The sequence below is a fragment of the Agrococcus sp. ARC_14 genome (assembly GCF_022436485.1).
Classification (GTDB): Bacteria; Actinomycetota; Actinomycetes; order Actinomycetales; family Microbacteriaceae; genus Agrococcus.
Map to the genome: position 1 here is coordinate 2,321,175 of NZ_JAKUDO010000001.1, position 18,443 is coordinate 2,339,617.

The following is an 18,443-nucleotide window of genomic DNA, read 5'->3' on the forward strand; positions in this document are numbered from 1 at the left end:
TGGTCGTCGGTCGTCGGTCGACGGGCCCTGCTACTGGAACTGACCGATCTGCAGGGCGTTGAGGATGCCGCCGAAGTCGACGAGCGGGCCGGTGATGAGCGGGCCGGTGATGAGCGCGAGGCCCGAGAGGATCGTGGTGAACATTGGCTCTCCTTCCAGAGCGTGGAAGAGCCCCTCAAGGGCTCATGAGGGCTTCGGCGCCCTCCCTCGGAAGGTTTGGATCCCGTGCGGATCCGTGGTGAGCGGTCGCGTCAGACCCGCTCGATCACCATCGCCGACGCCATGCCGCCACCGACGCACAGCGACACGAGCGCGCGCTGCTGATCGCGGCGCTCGAGCTCGTCGAGCGCGGTGCCGATGAGCATGGCACCGGTGGCGCCGAGCGGGTGCCCCAGCGCGATCGCACCGCCCGAGACGTTGGTGCGCTCGGGGTCGACGCCGGTCTCGCGCAGCCAGTGGAGGACGACGGATGCGAAGGCCTCGTTGATCTCGTAGAGGTCGATGTCGTCGTGGCTGAGCCCGGCACGCGCGAGCACCTTCTCGGTGGCGGCGACGGGCCCCGTGAGCATGAGGGTCGGGTCGGAGCCGACCGATGTCGTTGCGACGATGCGAGCCCTGGGCGCCAGGCCGAGCGACGACGCCGCCGCCGCGCTGCCGACCACCACGAGCCCTGCGCCGTCGACGATCCCGGAGGAGTTGCCGGCGGTGTGCACGTGCTCGATGCGCGCGATCTCTGGATGCTCGCGCCGCACGACGGCATCGAAGCCGTCCCCGCCGTAGGCCGCGAATGCCGGCGCCAGGCCGGCCAGCGCATCCGCCGTGGTGCCCGGCCGCATGTGCTCGTCACGGTCGAGCAGCAGCACGCCCTCCGGTGTCGAGACCGGCACGATGGAGCGCGAGAAGCGGCCCTCCTCCCACGCGGCAGCCGCGCGCTGCTGCGACTGCACGGCGTAGGCGTCGACGTCGGCGCGCGAGAAGCCGTCCCGCGAGGCGATCGCGTCGGCGCTCACCCCCTGCGGGATCAGGCTCCAGGGCACGAGGTTGGCCGGGTCGACCGCATAGGGGCCGCCATCTGCGCCCAGCGGCACGCGCGACATCGACTCGACGCCGCCCGCGACGATCAACTCGTCGAAGCCCGCTGCGACCCGGCCGGCGGCCGTCGTCACCGCTTCGAGGCCGGAGGCGCAGTAGCGGTTCACCTGCATGCCGGGCACCGAGACCGGCAGCTCTGCGGCACGCACGGCCGATCTCGCGAGCACACCGCCCTGCTCCCCGACCGCCGAGACGGTGCCGAGCACGACGTCGTCAATACGGTCGGGCACGATGCCGCGGCCAGCGAGCGCGCCGAGCAGCGAGCCCGCGAGCTGCACGGGATGCACCTCGGCGAGCGAGCCGCGCCTGCGGCCGCGCGGCGTGCGCAGAGCGTCGAGGATGAAGGCGTCAGCCATGGTGACCTCCCAGGTCGGTCGTCGATGTCTCGTGCAGCAGGCGTCCCCCACCCACGACGGCGAGCCGCGCCGGTGTGCGCACCAGCGCATCCATCGCATGCTCGGCGTCGAGCAGCATCAGATCGGCGCGGGCGCCCGGCACCAGGTCATGCGTCGCTCTGCCGACGAAGCTCGCTGCATCGCAGGTGGCGATCTCGACCACTCGATGCAGCTCCTCGTCGCGCACGAGTGACGAGGCGCGCGCGAACTGCCGAGCGATCGCGAGCGTGTCGCCGTCGCCGTAGGGGCTCCAGAGGTCTCGGATGCCGTCGGTGCCGAAGGCGAAGGCGACCCCGGCGGCGTCGAGCTCGGCGAGCGGCAGCTGCGGCAGCCGCAGCGGCGCGACGGTCGTGAACGTGATGCCGAGCTCGCCCATCGCCTGCAGCAGGTCGCGTCGGCGCGCCTCCGGCAGCTGCGCGATGGCGAAGCCGTGCGCGATGTTCACGCGCCTGCCGAGCCCGAGCCGCTCGGCGCGTTCGACGATCAGCTCGAGCTGGAAGGCGCCGAGCTCGGCCGCGTCGTGCAGGTGGATGTCCACGCCGACGCCATGACGCTCGGCGATCGCGAAGATGCCGTCGAGCTGCCCGACGGGATCGCGATCGATCGATGCCGGGTCGAGCCCGCCCACGTGATCGGCGCCGGCGGCCGCCGCGGCGTCGAGCAGCTCCAGCACGCCCGGCCGCCGCAGCACGCCGTCCTGCGGGAAGGCCACGATCGTCGCCTCGATGGCGCCGTCGTAGGCCGCGACCGCCTCGCGCACAGCCTCGATGCCGCCCAGCCGCACACCCAGATCGACGTCCACGTGCGTGCGGATGGCGGTCGAGCCGTGGCGCACGTGCGCGTCGAGCACCGCCGCGGTGCGCTCGACGCTCGGGATCCCGAGCTCGTCTCGCCGCGCCCGCTCGTGCCGGATCCGCCCATCCGTGCCACCATCGCCGCCGTAGGACTGCCACGGCAGTCCGAGCCACGACTTGTCGACGTGGGCATGCGCGTTCACGACCGTGGGCAGCGCGAGCAGGCCGCGACCGTCGAGCACATCGCCACGCAGCGCACCGGCGGCGTGCGGCGTGACGGCGCCGATGCGATCGCCGTCGAAGGCGATGTCGACCGCGGGCTCGCCCCACGGCCGCACGTTCGCCACACCCGCGATCCTGCGCACGTCAGTGCTCCCTGAGGGCACGCTCGACGCGCGCCGTGAAGCGAGTGACCCGCTCGAGCAGCGCCTCGGAACGCGAGGAGATGCGGTCGGCGGTGAGCAGCTGCGGCGGACCGGTGCGGATGATGTGCGAGCAGTCGAGCCCGTCGCAGATGTAGGTGCCGATCGAGCTGCCCGTGTCGCCATCCAGGTCGGCGAGCCGGGCGCTGAACATGCGCACCTGCGTCGCAGGCTGGGTCGAGTGGCACAGCGAGCACATCGCCGCGATGCCGGGGCGCAGCCCGCCGGGGGCGCCGCGCACGACGATGCCGACGAGCTCCTCACCCCGCCAGTGCACGACGTAGCCGAGCCTGCGTGATCGGGGGTCGCGCCAGCCCAAGAACTCACGCTCCTGCCAGATCGTCTCGTGCAGGCCTGGGATCGGCAGCTGCTCCAGCTCGCGCCGCGTCGCGTTGACGAAGCAGCCCCGGAGCTCGGTCTCGGTCACCTCGCGCATGTGCTCGACGCTATCGGATGCTTCGGCGTGCGGAAGGGGGTTTGCCGCCGTCGGGCTTCCACCCAGGAGAGTCCCGACGGCGGCAAGTCTGTGTCAGGCCGGCTGCAGCTGCCGCGCCTTGGCAAGCTGGTCGGCCATGTGCTCGATCACGCGGACGACCTGCGACGAGTAGCCGTACTCGTTGTCGTACCAGACGTAGAGCACCAGGTGCCGACCGGTGGCGATGGTCGCAAGGCCATCGACGATGCCGGCCCGGTTGTTGCCGACGAAGTCGGTCGAGACGACCTCCGCCGAGTCGGTGAAGTCGATCTGCGCGCGCAGCGCTCCAGTAAGCGAGGTCAGGCGCAGCAGCTCGTTCACGGCGTCGCGCTCGACGGCCTGCCCGAGCGTGAGGTTGAGGATCGCCATCGACACGTCGGGCGTGGGGACGCGGATCGCGTTGCCCGTCAGCTTGCCCTCCAGCTGCGGCAGCGCCTTCGCGACGGCCTTCGCGGCACCGGTCTCGGTGAGCACCATGTTGAGCGCCGCCGAGCGGCCTCGGCGCGCGCCCTTGTGGAAGTTGTCGATCAGGTTCTGGTCGTTCGTGTACGAGTGCACCGTCTCGACGTGCCCGTGCTCGATGCCATAGGCCTCGTCGATCACCTGCAGCACCGGCGTGATCGCGTTGGTGGTGCACGAGGCCGCGGTGACGATCGCGTCGTTGCCGTCGATCGACTCGTGGTTCACGCCGAAGACGACGTTCTTCAACGGGCTCTTGCCTGGAGCGGTGAGCAGGACGCGCTCGACGCCGGGGCACTCGAGGTGCTGCGCCAGGCCCGCCTCGTCGCGCCAGCGGCCCGTGTTGTCGACGACGATCGCGCGCTGGATCCCGTATGCCGTGTAGTCGACGGCGCGCGGGTCATCCGAGTAGATCACCTGGATGAGCGTGCCGTTCGCCAGGATCGTGGACGCCTCGTGGTCGATGTCGATCGTGCCGAGGAAGGCTCCGTGCACCGAGTCGCGGCGCAGCAGGCTCGCGCGCTTCTCGAGGTCGTCCTCGCCGCCCCTGCGCACGACGATGGCGCGCAGCCGAAGCCCCAGGCCGCTGCCTGCGTGGCCGATCAGGATGCGCGCGAGCAGCCGCCCGATGCGGCCGAAGCCATAGAGCACCACGTCGGTCGGCTCGTCCTGCGACCACGACGGCAGCGCAGCGAGGTGCGCTCGCACCCAGGCCTCGAAGCCCTCGACCGGCGCATCGACCAGGATGCGGCCGAGGTCGAGCGAGACGCCGCGCAGCTCGAGCTCGTCGACGATGCGCAGGACTGCCATGGAGTCCTCGACGCTCAGCACGCGCTCACCGACGCGGCGGGCCCACTTGTGCGCCTTCAGGATGTCGATCGGCGACTGGTTCACCAGCTTCTTGCCGTGCACGTGCGTGACGACATCCCGCTCGCGGTAGAGGCGGCCGATGATCGGCACGGCCTGCTCGGCAAGCGCGACGCGATCGAGCCACGCCGCGTGGGCGGTGTCGACGGCACCGACGCGGGGCGCAGAGGAATCGGATGCGGTAGGCACGTCTTCACGATAGGCAAGCGGATGGGTGCCCACCGGCCAGAACGCGCGTCACGTTGCCGTCAACGTGACGATGGTGAAAGTTCAACGGAACTTTCACCATCGCAGGTCAGGAGACGTACGCCTTGCCGAGCTTCCAGTAGCCGGTGAATGTGATGTGGCGCTTGTCCATGCCGCGGTCCCGAACGAGGTGCCGACGAGTGCCGGTGGCGAGCATCTGCTCCCCTGCCGAGTAGGCGTAGCCGAGGTCGCTCGCGATTCGCAGGCCGCGCAGCTCTTCGAGCGCCGCGTCACCAGCGCGGGCGCTGCCGCGCTCGATCCAGCGCACGTCGAGGTTCGTCGGCGAGTCGAACTGCTGGATGTCGTCGCCGTGTCCGACCTCGATGATCGCGACGCCGCGCGAGGCCTCGTCGAGCGACTCGCAGATGCCCGCGATCGCGGGCAGCGCGGACTCGTCCCCGACCATGAGGACGTCGCCCTCGAGGCCGCCGTCGTTGTAGAGCAGGCCCTCGTCGAGCAGCACGGCGCGCTCGCCGCGCTCGGCGCGCATCGCCCATGCGGCGCCGGGGCCCGGGTCTTCGTGGCACACGAAGTCGATGTCGAGCTCGCCGTCCTCGAGACGGAAGCCGCGCACGGTGTAGTTGCGGATCCAGGGGCGCAGCGACGAGCGCATCGCGAGGTACTGCGGGAACCAGGTCGTGGGGCTCTTCGGCACCTGCAGCGCCTCCTGCTCCTCGCGGCGCATGAAGAACCGGAACCACTGGTCGTAGCCCTGCGGCGTCATCGCCGAGACCTCGTCGCCGCCGAGCGTCACCCGACGGATGTGCGGCGAGACCTGCTGGTTCTGGAGCACCTCGAGCTCGATGAACTTCGGTGCGACCGCTGCGACGCGCTCGGGTCCGGCCATGTCGATGTCCTCCAGGAGTAGACGGTAAGGACAGCCTAACCTGAACGAGCGGCTCGACGCGAGCCAGGTGCCACCGCCGCGAGCGCGAACCACGCCGCCCCGGTCTGCGCCTCGGTCGCGATCCAGGCGACCACGCCTCCCGAGCCGCCGGGGTCGAGCGCGAGCCCGAGCGGCACGCCGACGAGCAGGATCGGCAGGCTCGCGACGAGCAGCACGCCGACCGCGACGGGCGCGAGCCGACGGCGCAGCATCGCCGCTCCCACCAGGCTCGTGCCCAGGTAGAGGAGGTGGGAGGCGATCACGAGTGGCACCCCCGCGAGCGCGAGCGGCTGCGCTGCGGCGCCGTCGAGCCCCGAGGACAGGATCGCGAGCGCGTGCATGCCGGCCGCACACGCGAAACCGATCGTCGCGCAGCGGATGCCCCAGCGCAGCAGCGCGTCTGGAGCGCTGCTCGCAGCAGGGCGCGCTCCGCCCAGGGCCGATGCGCCGAGGACGAGCAGCACCCCGGCCACCAGCCCGATCGTGTTCTGCGCGACGAACGCTGCGCTTCCGGGTTCCACCGCCCCGAGCACGCCGGAGCCAAGCAGCGCGAACAGCACCGCGCCGAGCGCTGTCGCGATCCGGCGCAGACCCCGCAGCCGCGTCAGGGCCGGCTCGATGACGGGTGCGCCCGGGACGGGTGCGCTCGAGACGAAGGTGCTCGAGGCGGAGGTGCTCGAGGCGGAGGTGCCGGTGTCCATGCCCCTACCGTGGCCGATCGCGCGGTGTCGGCGCATCACCCGCCCGAGCGACCCTTCCCCCGCTCCGCGCGGCATCCGCATCACCGCATCCGCACCGCATCCGCACCGCATCCGCACCGCATCCGCACCGCATCCGCACCGCATCCGCGTACGATCGAAGCAGCATGCAGCTCACTCCCGCGCGACGCGTCCTCGCGCTCTTCACACTGGCTCTCGGCGGCTTCGGCATCGGCACCACCGAGTTCGCCACCATGGGCATCCTGCCGCTCGCGGCGACCGATCTCGTGCCCGGCTTCGAGGCCGATCCCGCCGGCGGCATCGCGCATGCCGGCTGGATCATCTCCGCCTACGCGCTGGGCGTCGTCGTCGGTGCCCCGCTCGTGTCGGTCTGGGCCGCGCGGATGTCGCAGCGCACCCTGGTGCTGCTGCTCGCCGTCGGCTTCACCGTCGCGAACCTCGCAAGCGGCCTGATGCCGAGCTTCGAGCTCACGATCCTCGCCCGCTTCGTCGCCGGCCTCCCCCACGGCGCCTACTTCGGCGTGGCCTCGCTGCTGGCAGCCCGCATCATGGGGCCGGGCAGGCAGGGCGCCGGCGTCGCCCTGGCGCTCTCGGGCCTCACAATCGCGAACATCATCGGCGTGCCGCTGGGCACCTGGCTCGGCCAGGTCGCCGGCTGGCGCTGGACGTACGTGGCGGTCGCCGTCATCTTCCTGGTGACGCTCGCGCTCGCCTGGTTCGTGCTGCCGCACGTGCCCGGTGACCCGACGCGCAGCGCGAAGCGCGAGCTCCGCGCCTTCCGCAGCCCGCGGCTCTGGCTCATGATCGCCGTCGGCTGCATCGGCTTCGGCGGCTTCTTCGCCGTCTACTCCTATGCCGCAGAGACCGTCACGCGCGTGGCAGAGCTGCCGCCGTCCGCGATCGCCTGGCTGCTCGCCACCATCGGCATCGGGATGACGGTCGGCAACATCATCGGCGGCTGGGCTGCCGACAGGAGCATGCGTCGCACGATCATCATCACCTTCCCGCTGCTGATCGCCTCGCTCGCGCTGTTCGCGCTGTTCGGTTGGCAGCCGGTGGCGATGTTCGTGCTCGCCTTCATGATCGGCGCGACGGGCTCGGTGCTGAACCCCACGATCCAGGCCCGCATCATGTGCATCGCAGGCGACGCCGAGCTGCTGGGCGCCGCGACGAACCACGCGGCCTTCAACGTTGGCAACGCGCTCGGCGCGGCACTCGGCGGCGCCGTGATCGCCGCTGGGCTCGGCTATCTCGCTCCGGCGTGGATCGGCGTCGCACTCGCCGGCGCCGGCTTCCTGCTGGCACTGTGGAGCCTCGCGATCGATCGGGGCCCCGACACCGCCGCGCACTCGGTCATCGCGACCGTGCTGGGCCCGACGACCGCAGGCATCGAGGTGATCGACCGTGAACGCAGCTGACGAGCAGCTCGACACCGACGCATCCACCACCGTCGAGGTGACCACGCTCGGCGGCGACTGGGCGACGATGCTGTGGGACGATCCCGTCACGCTGCAGCCCTACGTGGTGCGCGTGCTCATGCACCGCTTCGGCCACAGCCGCGACCGCGCGCAGGAGCTCATGGAGCAGGCAGAGCGCGACGGTCGCGCCGCGGTCGCCCACGGGTCTCGCGAGGCGCAGGAGATGCACGTGGCCGGGCTGCACGCCGATGGCCTGGTGGCGACGCTCGAGCAGGTCTCGAGATGAAGGCGTGGCGCCGCGACGGCGACGGCGCGGTCTGCGCGATGCTGCCCGATGAGGCAGACATGCTCGCGAACCTCGGCCGACAGGTGCTCGGCCTGCACCGCGCCGTGATCGATCGGCGCGCCGTGCTCGACGATCCGGTGATGGGGCGGCTCTACCCGAGCGCCTACGAGAGCGACGAGGAGGCCGCGGAGTTCCGCCGCTTCGCCTCCCCCGACATCGCTGCCTCCCGCATCCAGACCATGACGCGCATGGTCGTCGACCTCGAGACCGCGCTGCCCGCAGAGGGCGACGAGAGCGACGAGGCCGAGCTGCGCATCGCCGTCGACAGCGAGGGTGCGGATGCGTGGCTGCGATCCCTCGGGGAGGTCAGGCTCGTGCTCCACGTGCGGACCGGCCAGGACAGGGCAGAGCTCACGCCCGATGTCACCGACGAGGACATCGCACAGCTGCGCGACGTGGTCGACTGGCTCGGCTTCGCGCAGTCGACGCTGCTCGAGGCGGTCGCGTAGGTCCGGTCGCCGACTGCCCGGCGGCAGTGGAAGAATCGCAGGATGAGGTTCCTGTCGATCCAGTCGCACGTGGCCTACGGGCACGTCGGCAACTCCGCCGCCGTCTTCCCGCTGCAGCGCATCGGGCACGAGGTGTGGCCTGTGCTCACCGTCAACTTCTCGAACCACACCGGTTACGGCGACTGGGGCGGCCCGGCCATCGCGGCCGATGACGTGCGCGCGGTGGTGACGGGCATCGAGGCTCGCGGCGTGCTGCCGACCGTCGACGGCGTGCTCTCCGGCTACCTCGGCGGCGAGGAGATCGTCGACGTGGTGGTGGATGCGGTGACGCGCGTGAAGGCGGCGAACCCTGCGGCGAGCTTCACCTGCGACCCGGTGATGGGCAACGCGAGCTCCGGCTGCTTCGTCGCGCCGACCATCCCACCGCTCATCCGCGAGCGGGTCGTGCCGCACGCCGACATCATCACGCCGAACCAGTTCGAGCTCGGCTTCATGACGCACACGGAGCCCGACACGCTCGCGTCGACGCTCGCGTCGGCGGATCGCGCACGCGACCTGGGACCGCGCACCGTGCTCGTCACCAGCGTGCTGCGGCCCGATCGCGAGGAGGGCACGATCGAGATGCTGGCGGTCGACGACGAGGGCGCGTGGATCGTGCAGACGCCGCACCTGCCGTTCAAGGCGAACGGCTCCGGCGATGTCACGAGTGCGCTGTTCACGGCGCACTACCGCGAGACGGGCTCGGCCGCGACGGCGCTGGAGCGCACTGCGTCGAGCGTGTTCGACCTGCTGCAGGTGACGATCGACTCGGGTGAGCGCGAGCTGCGCATCGTGCAGGCGCAGGATGTCTTCGCCACCCCCCGCATGCAGTTCACGGCCCGCCAGGTGCGCTGACGGCTCCCCCGCCTCGCGCGCGTCCCCCGTTGAGGACCGATCCTGCAGCCTTCGCGCATCGAGGACAGACCTGCTTCATCTGCCCGGCCGGAGTGGCGAGCGCAGGCAGCGCACAGCCTTAGCCTGGCTACATGGCACTCGGTCGCGGCTTCACCACGCTCTGGAGCGCGAACGCCCTGTCGAATCTGGCGGACGGCCTCGCCTTCGTCTCGATCCCGCTGCTCGCGGCATCCATGACCGACGACCCGCGCGTGGTCGCGGGACTGGCCACGCTCTACGCGCTGGTTCGCCTGCTGATCGCGCTTCCGATCGGCGTCTGGGTCGATCGGTTCGAGCGCAGGACCTTGATCGTCGCCGCCAACCTGCTGCGGGGCACCGCCCTCCTGACGCTTGCGCTGACGATCCATCTCGGCGTCTCATCCTTGGTGATCCTGTACGCGACGATGGCCGTGGTCGGAGCGCTCGAGAGCCTGGCCGACAGCGCCGCAGTCGCCATGCTGCCCTCGCTCGTCGACCGTGAGCGCCTGGATTCGGCGAATGGACGGGTCGCGGCGGCACAGCTCGTCGCCGACGAGTTCGCCGGCCCGCCGCTGGGCGGTCTGCTGTTCGCGCTCGCGGCGGCCGCGCCGCTGTTCGCGATGGGCGGGCTCTGGGCCGTCGCAGGCCTCGTCGCGCTGGCGCTGCCGACGCGAGCAACGAGGCGACCGGCAGACGACCGGCAGACGGCGAGGACATCGGTCTACGCAGAGGCGCGCGAAGGGATCGCATGGCTGGCCCGGCACCGTGTCGTCGGCAGCCTGGCACTCATCGGGGCGCTCGCGAGCATCGGGTACATGCTGCCGTTCTCGATCCTCGTGCTGCTCGCCGAGGAACGGCTCGGGCTGGACGGCGCCGGCTACGGCGTGCTGCTCGCGTGCTCCGCCCTCGGTGGGCTGCTCGGCTCGTTCCTCGCCCCGCGGCTCCGCCGGCGTCTCGGGTACCGGTGGACGATCGTGGCCAGCCTGCTGCTGGGGGCGCTGAGCCTCGGCGGCCTCGCGCTCGCGACGGACCCGATCATCGCCGGCGTGCTGCTGGCGCTGTACATTCTGCATGCGGTCGTCTGGAACATCTGCGCGCTGTCACTGCGGCAGCAGCTCGTGCCCGACGCCCTGCTCGGTCGCGTCGGTGGTGCCGCACGCGTGCTGGGCCTCGTGGGGCTGGCCGCGGGATCGGCGCTCGGCGGGCTGCTCGGCGCGATCCACCTCGCGATTCCCGTCGCGATGGGTGCCGCAGTGTTCGCGGTCTGCTGCCTGCTCGCGGCGGTCACGCTGCGGGGCGCGCTGACGGTCGACGGGCAGGGCTCACGTGCGGCGGGTGCGCTTCTCCCGCACACGCATGTTGACGACGATCGGTGAGCCCTCGAAGCCGTAGTCCTCGCGCAGGCGGCGCGTGATGAAGCGGCGGTACTGCGGGTCGAGGAAGCCGGTCGTGAACAGCACGAAGGTCGGCGGGCGGGTCGACGCCTGCGTCGCGAACAGGATGCGCGGCTGCTTGCCACCGCGCAGCGGGTGCGGATGGGCTGCGACCAGGTCGGCGATGAAGGCATTGAGCTTGCCGGTGGGCACGCGGGTGTCCCACGAGTCGAGCGCCGTCTCGAGCGCGGGCACGAGCTTCTCGAGGTGGCGGCCGGTGCGCGCCGAGATGTTGACGCGCGGCGCCCAGTCGACGTGGGCGAGATCCTGCTCGATCTCGCGCTCCAGGTAGCGGCGGCGCTCGTCGTCGAGCTGATCCCACTTGTTGAAGCCCAGCACGAGCGCGCGGCCCGACTCGAGGACGAGGTCGACGATGCGCACATCCTGCTCGCTGATCGGCTCGGTGACGTCGAGGAGCACGACGGCGACCTCCGCCTTCTCGAGCGCGGCCTGCGTGCGCAGCGTCGCATAGAAGTCGGCGCCCTGCTGCAGGTGCACGCGGCGGCGGATGCCCGCGGTGTCCACGAAGCGCCACACGCGCCCGCCGAGCTCGATCTGCTCGTCGACCGGGTCGCGGGTGGTGCCTGCGAGCTCGTTGACGACGACCCGCTCCTCCCCCGCGGCCTTGTTCAGCAGACTCGACTTGCCGACGTTCGGGCGACCCAGGATGGCGACGCGGCGTGGCCCGCCCAGCTCCTCCTTGGCGACAGCGGAGATCTCCGGCAGCAGCTCCATCGCGGCATCGAGCAGATCGGCGACACCCCGTCCGTGCACCGCCGAGACGGGGCGGGGCTCGCCCAGCCCGAGGCTCCACAGCGAGGAGGCCTCCAGGTCGCGGCGCGCGTCGTCCGACTTGTTGGCCACCAGGATCACCGGGCGGTTCGACTGCCGCAGCATCCGCACGACGTGCTCGTCGGTCGACGTCGGGCCGACGTTGACGTCGACGACGAACAGCACGGCGTCGGCGAGCTCGACGGCGATCTCGGCCTGCAGCGCGACCGAGCGGTCGATGCCGCGCGCGTCCGGCTCCCATCCGCCCGTGTCGACGACCGTGAAGCGGCGCCCGCTCCACTCCGCCTTGTAGGTCACGCGGTCGCGGGTGACGCCGGGGGTGTCCTCGACGACGGCCTCTCTGCGGCCCAGGATGCGGTTCACGAGTGCCGACTTGCCCACGTTCGGGCGGCCGACGATCGCCAGCACCGGCAGCGCGGGCATGATCCGGATGGCGTCGGGGCCGGCGGCGGCGAGATCGAGCAGCGCCGCATCCTCGTCGTCGAGCTCGTAGTCCGAGAGCCCGGCGCGCAGCGCGGAGACCCGCGCCTCCTCGTTCTCGTACGTGACCTGCTCGACCTCGACGGCCTCACCGTCGAGCTCGTCAGCGGTGCCGGGCTCGTAGCCCTCGTTCTCAGTCATGGTGCTCCTCAGTCGCGAGGCGGACGATCGTGTCGACCGTCTCGTCGAAGGTCAGGTCGGTGGAGTCGACGACCGTCACGCCGTCCGCGGCGTTCAGGAAGTCGACCACCTGGGAATCGGAGGCGTCGCGGGCCGCGAGGCTCGCACCCACCTGGTGCTGGTCGCCGCCGACGTCGCCGAAGCGACGGCGGATGCGCACGGCCTCGTCGGCGGTCAGCAGCACCCGGACGTCGGCGTCGGGCGCGACGACGGTCGTGATGTCGCGGCCCTCGGCGACGATGCCGGGCGCTGCCTCCGCGATGATCTCGCGGAAGCGCACATTGACGGCCTCGCGCGCTGCGATCGTGCGCGCGACGCCCGAGACGGCGCCGGAGATGCGCTCCGAGCGGATCGCCTCGGTGACGTCGGTGCCATCGATCGTGACGCGCTGCCCGGAGGCGTCGACGGTGAGCCCGAGCGAGTCGAGCGCGCCGAGGCTGGCGATCACCGTCGCCTCGACGTCGGTGTCGCCGCCGCGCTCCAGGATGAGCCAGGTGAGCGCGCGGTAGGCGGCGCCGGTGTCGAGGAACTGGAAGCCCAGCTCGCGCGCCACGGCGCGCGCCACCGAGGACTTGCCGCTGCCAGCGGGGCCGTCGATCGCGATGACGGTGGCGGTCGACGCGGTGCCGGTCGAAGAGGTGCCGCTCATGCCACCACCTGCCATCCGAGCTGCTCGAGCGCCTCGTGCAGGTGCAGCGCGGCCTCCGGCACGACGGTGATCTCGGCGACGCCGAACTGCGCGCCCTCCGCGTGGTCGAGGCGCAGGTCCTCGAGGTTCACGCCAGCATCGCCGATGTCGACCAGCAGCTGGGCGAGCTGCCCGGGCCGGTCGTCGACGCGCACCTGGACGCGGGTGAACCGCGTGTGCGTGCCGTGCTTGCCCGGCAGGCGCGCGACGCCCTCATTGCCCGTGCGCAGCGCATCCGCCACCGTCTTCCGGCTGCCGGATGCATCGGGGTCGTCGAGCGCGTCGACGAGCGTCGCCAGATCCACCTGCAGGGCGCGCAGCTGCTCGACCACCGCCGGCGCGTTGGCGCCCAGGATCTGGATCCAGAGCGCCGGGTCGCTGGCCGCGACGCGCGTGACGTCGCGCACACCGCCGCCGGCGAGGCGCAGCGCCTCATCGGGCGCGTGCGCGAGGCGCGCGGCCATGAGCGAGGACACCAGCTGCGGCACGTGGCTGACGATCGCGACGGCCCGGTCGTGCTCGTCGGGCGTCGACTCGATCGGCACGGCGCCCAGGTCGAGGATGAGGTCGTCGACAAGGCTGCCGCGCTCGTAGGAGATGCCGTCGTGGCCGGCGATCACCCATGGCCGGCCGACGAAGAGGTCGCCGGATCCCGCGAGCGCACCGCTGCGCTCACGACCTGCCATCGGGTGCGTGCCGAGGTAGCGGCTGATGTCTGCGCCAAGCGCGCGCAGCTGCGCGAGCGGCACGGCCTTGACCGACGCGACGTCGGTGACCACGGCATCCGGGAACGCCTCGAGCTCTGCGGCCACGACCTGCGCCGTGACATCCGGCGGCACGGCGACCACGATCAGCTCCGGCGTGTCGCCGGGCTCGGCCAGGCGGCCGGCGCCGTAGTCGGCGGCGAGACGCATCGCGGTCGGCGAGGCGTCGACGAGCTGCACCTCGACGCCGCGCGCTGCGAGCCCGAGCCCGATGGAGGTGCCGAGCAGTCCCGTGCCGACGATGCGCACGGGTCCGCGCAGTCGGTGGGTCACTTCGGGCTCCTTGCTGGCTCCTGCTGGCTGGGTGGGCTAGGCGTCCGACCTCGAGAGCGTGAGGATGGCACCGCGCTCCATCGTAGTGAGTTCGCGCACGCGGCCAGACCGCAGCGTACCGAGGTGCAGCGGGCCGAATGAGCGCCGCACGAGCTCGACCACCGGGTGCCCGACGTGGTCGAGCATGCGGCGCACGATGCGGTTGCGGCCCGAGTGCAGCGTCAGCTCGACCATCGAGTGGCCCTTGGAGGGTGTGCCGACGACCCGCGCGGCGTCTGCGCTGATGCTGCCGTCGTCGAGCTCGAAGCCATCGAGCAGCCGGCGGATGACGCGCTGGTCGACCGCGCCGCGCACCTTCGCGACGTAGGTCTTCTCGACCCCGAACGAAGGATGCGCGAGCACGTGGGCGAGCTCGCCGTCGTTCGTGAGGATGAGGAGGCCGGAGGTGTCGGCGTCGAGGCGGCCGACGTTGTAGACCCGCTCGGGGATGTCGTGCAGGAACTCGCGCAGATCCGGCCGACCGCGCTCATCCGACATCGTCGAGACGACACCCGTCGGCTTGTTGAGCATGAGGTAGCGCTTGGTGCTGTCGAGCTGCACCGCGGTGCCGTCGACGGTGACGCGGGCGTCGGGTCGGATGCGGCTGCCGAGCTCGGTGACGACGTCGCCGTCGACCGTGATGCGGCCGGCGACGATCATGTCCTCGACGACGCGGCGGCTCGCGACGCCTGCCGCGGCGAGCACCTTCTGGAGGCGCTCGCCCTCTGCCGATGGCAGGGTCTCGCCCGGCTCGCTCGGATCGGTCATGCGAACACGTCCTCTTCTCCATCTGGCAGCAGCGGCGAGATCGGCGGCAGCTCGTCGAGCGAGTTGAGGCCGAGCTGCGTGAGCAGCAGCTCCGTGGTCTCGTAGTTGATGGCGCCGGTCTCGGCGTCGGCGAAGGCCTCGCGGATGAGGCCACGGCCCACCAGGGTGCGCACGACCGAGTCGACGTTGACGGCACGGATGGCCGCGACGGCCCCACGCGTGATGGGCTGCTTGTAGGCGATCACGGCAAGCGTCTCGAGCGCGGCCTGCGAGAGCTTGGTCGGCGTCTGCGTGAGCACGAAGTCGGCGGCGTCGGCGTCGTAGCCAGCGCGCACGTAGATGCGCCAGCCGCCCCCCACCTCGCGCAGCTCGAAGCCGCGCTCGGGGCCAGCGGGTCGATCGCCGACGGGCTCGCCGTCGTAGTCGGCGCGCAGCGCCTCGATGGCTGCCTTGACCGCCTTCACCGGCGCGCGCAGCGCCGTCGCGATGTGCACCGCCCCCTGTGGCTCGTCGGCGACCATGAGGATCGCCTCGATGCGGCGCTCGAGCGGCAGGTGCGATCGATCCTCGGTCGGTGCCTCGTCGGCCTGCGCGGGCGCCTCGCCGACGGCAGCCTGCGCCGCCTCGTCGGTGGCCGCATCCGTCTCATGCATGGTCATAGTCTGCCCCCAGCGCGACGAGGTCCTCGTCGCGGAAGTCGTGGCCGGTCCAGCTGAGCGAGAGCTCACCGAGCGGCTCGAGCTGCTCGAAGGTGATCGCGGCGTGGCGGTAGAGCTCGAGCACCGCGAGGAATCGGGCGACGATGACGCCGCGGGTCGCCTCCCCCGCGATCAGCTCGCGGAAGGTCGTCGTGCCCTGCTGGCGCAGCGTCGAGACGATGTGCGCCGCCTGCTCGCGGATCGAGACGAGCGGCGCGTGCAGGTGGGTGAGCCCGACGGTGGGGATCTCCCTCGGGGTCAGGGCGAGCAGCGCGAGCGCGGCGAAGTCGTCGGCAGAGAGCGTCCACCTGAGCTCTGGCGTGCGCTGCCGGAAGCGATCCTCGAGCCGCACCGAGCGGGCGTGGCGGGCCGACTCCTCGCCGATGCGCTCGGCCGCCCAGAGCGCGGCCTGCTTGAACGCGCGGTACTGCAGCAGCCGCGCGAAGAGCAGGTCGCGTGCCTCGAGCAGCGCGACATCCTCGCTGTCGACGACATCGCCCGCGGGCAGCAGCGAGGCGATCTTCAGGTCGAGCAGGGTGGCGGCGACGACGATGAACTCGCTCGCCTGCTCGAGCTCCTCATGCGTGTCGAGCGTGCGCACGTAGGCGATGAACTCGTTCGTCACGCGTCCCAGCGCGATCTCGGTCACATCCATCGACCGATTGCCGATCAGCGTCAGCAGCAGGTCGAACGGGCCGTCGAAGTTGTCGAGCGCGAGGCGGAACCCGCGCTGCTCGTCGGCGGCGGCGTCAGGCTCGGCGTCGCGCTCGGCCGCACCGACCTCGGGCGTGGATGCCTCGATGTCAGGCGAAGGCACGGCGCCGACTAGGCAATGGCGCCGCGGGCGATCAGCTCGCGGGCGAGCTGGCGGTGCACCTCGGCGGCCGCGTGCTCGGGCGCGAACTGCGTCACCGGCACACCGGCGACGGATGCGTCGGGGAACTTCACGGTGCGGCGGATGACGGTGTCGAGCACGGTGTCGCCGAAGGTCTCCACCACGCGCTCCATCACCTCGCGGGCGTGGAGCGTGCGGGAGTCGAACATGGTGACGAGGATGCCGTCGAGCTGCAGCGCGGGGTTCAGGCGGTCCTGCACCTTCTCGATCGTCTCCTTGAGGAGCGCGACGCCGCGGAGCGCGAAGTACTCGCTCTCGAGCGGGATGAGCACGCCGTGGGCGGCAGTGAGCGCGTTGACCGTGAGCAGGCCCAGCGAGGGCTGGCAGTCGATGAGGATCAGGTCGTAGTCGTCGGCCACGCGGCGCAGCACGCGGGCGAGGATCTGCTCGCGCGCGACCTCGTTGACGAGATGCACCTCTGCGGCCGAGAGATCGATGTTGGCCGGGATCACGTCGAGGCCCTCGACGGAGGTCGACTGGATCGCTTCCTTCGGGTCGAGGCGCGGGTTCAGCAGCAGGTCGTAGATGGTGATCGCATCGTGGTTGTCGACGCCGAGGCCCGCGCTCAGTGCGCCCTGCGGGTCGAAGTCCACGGCGAGCACGCGTCGGCCGTACTCGGCGACGGCAGCGCCGAGGTTGATGGTGGTCGTCGTCTTGCCGACGCCGCCCTTCTGGTTGCACATCGTGACGATGCGCGCCGGCCCGTGGCTCTTCAGCGGCGCCGGCACCGCGAACTCCTGCACCGAGCGCCCGGTCGGCCCGAGCGTGGGCGTCTCCATGCCGGTCAGGGTCTCGTTGCTCGTGCTCACACCCCCGAGTCTAGGAACCCCCGGCGGCTTCGCCCGGTAGCCGGGTGCGGCGTGTATCTCAACCTCTGGTTGAGGCTCACCCCGCGCGCTGCGCCCGGCAAGGCCTCCTCAGCTCCAGGGGAAGATGCCCGAGTAGGCGTTCAGCGCCGGCTGGCCGCCCAGGTGTGCATAGAGCACCGTCGAGTCCTGCGCGATCTCGCCGGAGCGCACCAGATCGATGAGCCCGGCCATCGACTTGCCCTCATAGACCGGGTCGATGATCATCGCCTCGGTGCGGCCAGAGGTGAGGATGGCGTCGATCGTCGACTCGACGGGGACGCCGTACAGGTGACCAGCCCAGCCCTCGAGCACCGTGATCTCGTCGTCACGCAGGTCGCGCTCGAGGCCGATCAGCTGCGCGGTGTGCCTGGCGATGCGCGCCACCTGGTCACGCGTCTTCTCGATGGTGGCGGAGGCGTCGATGCCGATGACGCGGCGAGGGCGGCCACCGGCGTCCTCGAGCGCCGCGAACCCGGCGATCATGCCCGCGTGCGTCGAGCCGGTGACCGTGCAGACGACGATCGTGTCGAAGAAGACGCCGAGCTCGCGCTCCTGCTCGGCGACCTCGTACGCCCAGTTGGCGAACCCGAGCCCGCCGAGCTTGTGCTCGCTCGCGCCGGCGGGGATGCCGTAGGGCGTGCCGCCCGCGGCCTCGACCTCCGCGAGCGCCTCCTCCCACGAGGAGCGGATGCCGATGTCGAAGCCGGCTTCGTCGAGCCGGCTGTCGGCACCCATGATGCGCGAGAGCAGCAGGTTGCCGACCTTGTCGTTGACCGGGTCATCCCAGTCGACCCACCGCTCCTGCACGAGGCGGCACTTGAGGCCCAGCTTCGCGGCGACCGCGGCGACCTGCCGCGTGTGGTTCGACTGGTAGCCGCCGATCGAGACGAGCGTGTCGGCGCCGGAGGCCAGCACGTCGGGCACGATGTACTCCAGCTTGCGGGTCTTGTTGCCGCCGAAGGCGAGGCCGGAGGCGACATCCTCCCGCTTCGCCCAGATGGCCGCGCCGCCCAGATGCTTCGTCAGGTTGTCGAGCGGATGCACAGGGCTGGGCCCGAAGGTCAGCGGGAAGCGTTCGAAGTCGGCGATGCTCATAGGGCTGACG

The 18,443-nt window shown here is 71.4% G+C and carries 19 protein-coding genes; 5 read left to right on the plus strand and 14 right to left on the minus strand.

Translation table 11 applies throughout. The annotated features are described in order from the left end of the window. Nucleotides 1–251: 251 nt before the first annotated feature. The 6 genes from MKD51_RS11460 to MKD51_RS11485 form a co-directional block, all read right to left on the minus strand. A complete protein-coding gene (locus tag MKD51_RS11460; protein ID WP_240240435.1) occupies nt 252–1,448 on the minus strand; it encodes an acetyl-CoA C-acetyltransferase in 1,197 nt (398 codons plus the stop codon). After that, a complete protein-coding gene (locus MKD51_RS11465) occupies nt 1,441–2,646 on the minus strand; it encodes an amidohydrolase family protein (protein ID WP_240240436.1) in 1,206 nt (401 codons plus the stop codon). The genes MKD51_RS11460 and MKD51_RS11465 overlap by 8 nt, the downstream gene beginning before the upstream one ends. Before the next feature lies 1 nt (nt 2,647). Beyond that, nucleotides 2,648–3,139, minus strand: a complete 492-nt coding sequence (locus tag MKD51_RS11470) for an FBP domain-containing protein (protein WP_240240437.1) — start codon at nt 3,137–3,139, stop codon at nt 2,648–2,650. Between the two features lie 93 nt (nt 3,140–3,232). Further along, a complete protein-coding gene (locus MKD51_RS11475; RefSeq protein WP_346986711.1) occupies nt 3,233–4,693 on the minus strand; it encodes a glyceraldehyde-3-phosphate dehydrogenase in 1,461 nt (486 codons plus the stop codon). 106 nt (nt 4,694–4,799) lie between these two features. Next, nucleotides 4,800–5,597, minus strand: coding sequence for a siderophore-interacting protein (locus tag MKD51_RS11480; protein WP_240240438.1), 798 nt, complete (start codon nt 5,595–5,597; stop codon nt 4,800–4,802). 35 nt (nt 5,598–5,632) lie between these two features. After that, nucleotides 5,633–6,337 (minus strand): hypothetical protein, encoded by a 705-nt coding sequence (locus MKD51_RS11485; RefSeq protein WP_240240439.1) that lies wholly within the window; start codon nt 6,335–6,337, stop codon nt 5,633–5,635. A gap of 164 nt (nt 6,338–6,501) precedes the next feature. On the opposite strand from MKD51_RS11485, the gene MKD51_RS11490 reads away from it, so the two are divergent. From MKD51_RS11490 to MKD51_RS11510, 5 genes are all read left to right on the plus strand, one after another. Then, the gene (locus MKD51_RS11490; protein ID WP_240240440.1) at nt 6,502–7,773 is read left to right on the plus strand and encodes an MFS transporter; all 1,272 of its coding nucleotides are present in this window, start codon (nt 6,502–6,504) and stop codon (nt 7,771–7,773) included. Then, nucleotides 7,760–8,059 carry an ATP-dependent Clp protease adaptor ClpS gene (locus MKD51_RS11495; protein WP_240240441.1) on the plus strand — a complete coding sequence of 100 codons (300 nt, stop codon included), beginning with the start codon at nt 7,760–7,762 and terminating at the stop codon, nt 8,057–8,059. Before MKD51_RS11490 ends, MKD51_RS11495 begins: the two co-directional genes overlap by 14 nt. Further along, complete coding sequence (locus MKD51_RS11500) at nt 8,056–8,568, plus strand: DUF2017 family protein (protein WP_240240442.1); 513 nt, start codon at nt 8,056–8,058, stop codon at nt 8,566–8,568. Before MKD51_RS11495 ends, MKD51_RS11500 begins: the two co-directional genes overlap by 4 nt. Before the next feature lie 42 nt (nt 8,569–8,610). After that, nucleotides 8,611–9,462: a pyridoxal kinase PdxY gene (pdxY, locus tag MKD51_RS11505; RefSeq protein WP_240240443.1), complete on the plus strand. Its 852-nt coding sequence runs from the start codon at nt 8,611–8,613 to the stop codon at nt 9,460–9,462. 131 nt (nt 9,463–9,593) lie between these two features. Further along, a complete protein-coding gene (locus tag MKD51_RS11510; RefSeq protein ID WP_240240444.1) occupies nt 9,594–10,856 on the plus strand; it encodes an MFS transporter in 1,263 nt (420 codons plus the stop codon). Here the strand turns inward: MKD51_RS11510 and der are convergent. The 8 genes from der to MKD51_RS11550 form a co-directional block, all read right to left on the minus strand. Beyond that, the gene (gene der, locus MKD51_RS11515) at nt 10,803–12,326 is read right to left on the minus strand and encodes a ribosome biogenesis GTPase Der (protein WP_240240445.1); all 1,524 of its coding nucleotides are present in this window, start codon (nt 12,324–12,326) and stop codon (nt 10,803–10,805) included. The genes MKD51_RS11510 and der overlap by 54 nt on opposite strands. After that, nucleotides 12,319–13,014: a (d)CMP kinase gene (gene cmk / locus MKD51_RS11520; RefSeq protein ID WP_240240446.1), complete on the minus strand. Its 696-nt coding sequence runs from the start codon at nt 13,012–13,014 to the stop codon at nt 12,319–12,321. Before cmk ends, der begins: the two co-directional genes overlap by 8 nt. Further along, nucleotides 13,011–14,090 carry a prephenate dehydrogenase gene (locus MKD51_RS11525; RefSeq protein WP_240240447.1) on the minus strand — a complete coding sequence of 360 codons (1,080 nt, stop codon included), beginning with the start codon at nt 14,088–14,090 and terminating at the stop codon, nt 13,011–13,013. The genes cmk and MKD51_RS11525 overlap by 4 nt, the downstream gene beginning before the upstream one ends. A 36-nt stretch (nt 14,091–14,126) precedes the next feature. Next, nucleotides 14,127–14,897, minus strand: a complete 771-nt coding sequence (locus tag MKD51_RS11530) for a pseudouridine synthase (RefSeq protein WP_240240448.1) — start codon at nt 14,895–14,897, stop codon at nt 14,127–14,129. Next, entirely contained in the window at nt 14,894–15,556 is a 663-nt protein-coding gene (scpB, locus tag MKD51_RS11535) for an SMC-Scp complex subunit ScpB (RefSeq protein WP_240240449.1), read from the minus strand. The genes MKD51_RS11530 and scpB overlap by 4 nt, the downstream gene beginning before the upstream one ends. Beyond that, the gene (locus MKD51_RS11540) at nt 15,543–16,412 is read right to left on the minus strand and encodes a ScpA family protein (protein WP_240240450.1); all 870 of its coding nucleotides are present in this window, start codon (nt 16,410–16,412) and stop codon (nt 15,543–15,545) included. The genes scpB and MKD51_RS11540 overlap by 14 nt, the downstream gene beginning before the upstream one ends. An 8-nt stretch (nt 16,413–16,420) precedes the next feature. Next, a complete protein-coding gene (locus MKD51_RS11545) occupies nt 16,421–17,269 on the minus strand; it encodes a ParA family protein (RefSeq protein WP_240240938.1) in 849 nt (282 codons plus the stop codon). Nucleotides 17,270–17,407: 138 nt separating this feature from the next. Further along, on the minus strand, nt 17,408–18,433 hold the full coding sequence (locus tag MKD51_RS11550; RefSeq protein ID WP_240240451.1) for a 1-aminocyclopropane-1-carboxylate deaminase: 1,026 nt from the start codon (nt 18,431–18,433) through the stop codon (nt 17,408–17,410). Nucleotides 18,434–18,443: the final 10 nt, after the last annotated feature.

Bases quoted from the DNA above. Each gene is read 5' to 3' on its own strand.
- MKD51_RS11460 (WP_240240435.1), bottom strand. From the start codon at position 1,448: ATGGCTGACGCCTTCATCCTCGACGCTCTGCGCACGCCGCGCGGCCGC.
- MKD51_RS11470 (WP_240240437.1), bottom strand. From the start codon at position 3,139: ATGCGCGAGGTGACCGAGACCGAGCTCCGGGGCTGCTTCGTCAACGCG.
- MKD51_RS11480 (WP_240240438.1), bottom strand. From the start codon at position 5,597: ATGGCCGGACCCGAGCGCGTCGCAGCGGTCGCACCGAAGTTCATCGAG.
- MKD51_RS11485 (WP_240240439.1), bottom strand. From the start codon at position 6,337: ATGGACACCGGCACCTCCGCCTCGAGCACCTCCGCCTCGAGCACCTTC.
- MKD51_RS11490 (WP_240240440.1), top strand. From the start codon at position 6,502: ATGCAGCTCACTCCCGCGCGACGCGTCCTCGCGCTCTTCACACTGGCT.
- MKD51_RS11500 (WP_240240442.1), top strand. From the start codon at position 8,056: ATGAAGGCGTGGCGCCGCGACGGCGACGGCGCGGTCTGCGCGATGCTG.
- pdxY (WP_240240443.1), top strand. From the start codon at position 8,611: ATGAGGTTCCTGTCGATCCAGTCGCACGTGGCCTACGGGCACGTCGGC.
- MKD51_RS11510 (WP_240240444.1), top strand. From the start codon at position 9,594: ATGGCACTCGGTCGCGGCTTCACCACGCTCTGGAGCGCGAACGCCCTG.
- der (WP_240240445.1), bottom strand. From the start codon at position 12,326: ATGACTGAGAACGAGGGCTACGAGCCCGGCACCGCTGACGAGCTCGAC.
- cmk (WP_240240446.1), bottom strand. From the start codon at position 13,014: ATGAGCGGCACCTCTTCGACCGGCACCGCGTCGACCGCCACCGTCATC.
- MKD51_RS11530 (WP_240240448.1), bottom strand. From the start codon at position 14,897: ATGACCGATCCGAGCGAGCCGGGCGAGACCCTGCCATCGGCAGAGGGC.
- scpB (WP_240240449.1), bottom strand. From the start codon at position 15,556: ATGACCATGCATGAGACGGATGCGGCCACCGACGAGGCGGCGCAGGCT.
- MKD51_RS11545 (WP_240240938.1), bottom strand. From the start codon at position 17,269: ATGGAGACGCCCACGCTCGGGCCGACCGGGCGCTCGGTGCAGGAGTTC.
- MKD51_RS11550 (WP_240240451.1), bottom strand. From the start codon at position 18,433: ATGAGCATCGCCGACTTCGAACGCTTCCCGCTGACCTTCGGGCCCAGC.